2 protein-coding genes are annotated in these 1,681 nt (G+C 65.3%); both read right to left on the bottom strand.

Going from position 1 to position 1,681, the window contains the following annotated elements:
• The coding region (locus BUB53_RS22145; protein ID WP_073038246.1) for an electron transfer flavoprotein subunit alpha/FixB family protein at positions 1-923 on the bottom strand (923 nt) is incomplete at its 3' end.
• Positions 923-1,681, bottom strand: a complete 759-nt coding sequence (locus BUB53_RS22150) for an electron transfer flavoprotein subunit beta/FixA family protein (protein WP_073038248.1) — start codon at positions 1,679-1,681, stop codon at positions 923-925. The genes BUB53_RS22145 and BUB53_RS22150, both read right to left, overlap by 1 nt.

The following is a 1,681-nucleotide window of genomic DNA, read 5'->3' on the forward strand; positions in this document are numbered from 1 at the left end:
AGTTTCTCTGTGAGTTCCGGGACGGCAGTGAAGAGGTCTGCGACGAGGCCGTAATCGGCGACCTGGAAGATGGGGGCCTCTTCGTCCTTGTTGATGGCGACGATGATCTTGGAGTCCTTCATCCCCGCGAGATGCTGGATCGCGCCCGAGATGCCGATGGCGACATAGAGGTCGGGGGCGACCACCTTGCCGGTCTGGCCCACCTGCCAGTCGTTCGGCGCAAAGCCCGAATCGACCGCCGCGCGCGACGCCCCAACGGCAGCGCCCAGCTTGTCGGCCAGCTTCTCGATCAGCGCGAAGTCCTCCTGCGAGCCCACGCCGCGCCCGCCCGACACCACGACACCCGCCGAAGTCAGCTCGGGGCGGTCGCTTTCGGCAACCTTGTCGGCCACCCATTCCGACAGCGCCGGATCGGCGGCGGCGGCGATGGTCTCGACAGACGCCGAATTGCCGGTGCCCGCGGCCTCGAAGGTCGATGTCCGGAAGCTGATAACCTTCTTTTCATCTTTCGACTTTACCGTCTGAATCGCGTTGCCGGCATAAATCGGGCGCTCAAACGTGTCGGCATCCACAACGGCGGTCACATCCGTGATCACCATCGCATCCAGAAGCGCGGCCACCCGCGGCAGGATGTTCTTGGCGTCCGTCGTCGCGGGCGCCACGATATGGCTGTAGTCGCCCGCAAGGCCGACGATCAGCGCGGAGACCGGCTCGGCCAGGCGGTGACCGTAAAGCGCATCCTCGGCGCACAGCACTTTGGCCACGCCGTCGATCGTGGCGGCCTCGGACGCGGCCGCGGCACAGCTCGCGCCCGCGCACAGAACCGTCACGTCGCCCAGTTTCCCGGCAGCGGACACGGCCTTGGCGGTGGCATCCATCGCCAGCGCCCCATCGTTGATTTCGGCAATCAGGAGTACAGCCATCACACAGCCCCCGCTTCCTTGAGTTTCGACACCAGCTCGTCCACCGAGCCCACGATCTCGCCGGCCTTGCGCGCCTCGGGTTCCGAGGTGCCCACGATCTCCAGTCGCGGCGTCACGTCGACGCCGTAATCGGCCGCCGTCTTCTCCTCCAGCGGCTTCTTCTTGGCCTTCATGATGTTGGGCAGCGACGCATAGCGCGGCTCGTTCAGGCGCAGATCGGTCGAGATGATCGTCGGCAGCTTGACCCTGATCGTCTGCAACCCGCCATCCACCTCGCGGGTGACGACCGCCGCATCGCCGTCGATGTCGATCTCGTTGGCATACATCGCCTGGCTCCAGCCCAGCAGCGCCGACAGCATCTGCCCGGTGGCGTTCATGTCGTTGTCGATCGCCTGCTTGCCCGTCAGGACAAGGCCCGGCTGTTCCTCCTCGACCACCTTGGCCAGGATCCTGGCCACGGCCAGCGGCTCGATATCGGTGTGAACGTCATCCGCCGCCTCGACCAGGATCGCCCGGTCCGCGCCCATCGCCAGCGCCGTGCGCAGCGTCTCCTGCGCCTGCTTGACCCCGATCGACACCGCCACGACCTCCTCAGCCTTCCCGGCCTCCTTCAGGCGGATCGCCTCTTCCACCGCAATCTCGTCGAACGGGTTCATCGACATCTTCACATTCGCCAGATCGACACCGCTCCCGTCCGCCTTAACGCGAACCTTCACGTTGTAGTCAATCACGCGCTTGACAGGTACGAGTACCTTCAT

The sequence above is a fragment of the Roseovarius pacificus genome, from assembly GCF_900142665.1.
Lineage (GTDB): Bacteria > Pseudomonadota > Alphaproteobacteria > Rhodobacterales > Rhodobacteraceae > Roseovarius > Roseovarius pacificus.

Excerpts from the sequence above, each read along its gene's own strand:
- BUB53_RS22150 (WP_073038248.1), bottom strand. The coding sequence starts at position 1,681 with ATGAAGGTACTCGTACCTGTCAAGCGCGTGATTGACTACAACGTGAAG.